General features: G+C 52.7%; 2 rRNA genes. Both read right to left on the reverse strand.

What is annotated here, in order from left to right:
• Positions 1-71, reverse strand: a 5S ribosomal RNA gene (gene rrf, locus ACEN2T_RS29925); the annotation flags it as partial.
• A 169-nt stretch (positions 72-240) separates the two neighbouring features.
• Positions 241-1,548: ribosomal RNA gene (locus tag ACEN2T_RS29930) — 23S ribosomal RNA — on the reverse strand; the annotation flags it as partial.

Genomic DNA, 1,548 nt, shown 5'->3' on the forward strand with positions numbered 1-1,548 from the left:
TCGGCGATGCATCGTTTCACTACTGAGTTCGGGATGGGATCAGGTGGTTCCAATGCTCTATGGTCGTCAAGAAATTCGGGTACTGAGTCGTGACCAGTTGGCCTCGCTTCAGCAAATTGGGTATGTGATAGCTTTCGGTGTTTGCAAGAGTCGAACTTTCGGTTCATTTCGTCTTCACACACCGCAATCTGGTGCTCTTTCGCTTTTCAGCTCGAAGCAAGCAAATTGCTTGGGTGTTATATGGTCAAGCCTCACGGGCAATTAGTATTGGTTAGCTCAACGCCTCACAGCGCTTACACACCCAACCTATCAACGTCGTAGTCTTCGACGGCCCTTTAGGGAACTCAAGGTTCCAGTGAGATCTCATCTTGAGGCTAGTTTCCCGCTTAGATGCTTTCAGCGGTTATCTATTCCGAACATAGCTACCCGGCAATGCCACTGGCGTGACAACCGGAACACCAGAGGTTCGTCCACTCCGGTCCTCTCGTACTAGGAGCAGCCCCTCTCAAATCTCAAACGTCCACGGCAGATAGGGACCGAACTGTCTCACGACGTTCTAAACCCAGCTCGCGTACCACTTTAAATGGCGAACAGCCATACCCTTGGGACCGGCTTCAGCCCCAGGATGTGATGAGCCGACATCGAGGTGCCAAACACCGCCGTCGATATGAACTCTTGGGCGGTATCAGCCTGTTATCCCCGGAGTACCTTTTATCCGTTGAGCGATGGCCCTTCCATACAGAACCACCGGATCACTAAGACCTACTTTCGTACCTGCTCGACGTGTCTGTCTCGCAGTCAAGCGCGCTTTTGCCTTTATACTCTACGACCGATTTCCGACCGGTCTGAGCGCACCTTCGTACTCCTCCGTTACTCTTTAGGAGGAGACCGCCCCAGTCAAACTACCCACCATACACTGTCCTCGATCCGGATAACGGACCTGAGTTAGAACCTCAAAGTTGCCAGGGTGGTATTTCAAGGTTGGCTCCACGCAGACTGGCGTCCACGCTTCAAAGCCTCCCACCTATCCTACACAAGCAAATTCAAAGTCCAGTGCAAAGCTATAGTAAAGGTTCACGGGGTCTTTCCGTCTAGCCGCGGATACACTGCATCTTCACAGCGATTTCAATTTCACTGAGTCTCGGGTGGAGACAGCGCCGCCATCGTTACGCCATTCGTGCAGGTCGGAACTTACCCGACAAGGAATTTCGCTACCTTAGGACCGTTATAGTTACGGCCGCCGTTTACCGGGGCTTCGATCAAGAGCTTCGCGTTAGCTAACCCCATCAATTAACCTTCCGGCACCGGGCAGGCGTCACACCCTATACGTCCACTTTCGTGTTTGCAGAGTGCTGTGTTTTTAATAAACAGTCGCAGCGGCCTGGTATCTTCGACCGGCATGAGCTTACGGAGCAAGTCCTTCACCCTCACCGGCGCACCTTCTCCCGAAGTTACGGTGCCATTTTGCCTAGTTCCTTCACCCGAGTTCTCTCAAGCGCCTTGGTATTCTCTACCCAACCACCTGTGTCGGTTTGGGGTACGGTTCCT

The organism is Pseudomonas sp. W22_MBD1_FP4 (genome assembly GCF_052113765.1).
GTDB lineage: Bacteria > Pseudomonadota > Gammaproteobacteria > Pseudomonadales > Pseudomonadaceae > Aquipseudomonas > Aquipseudomonas sivasensis.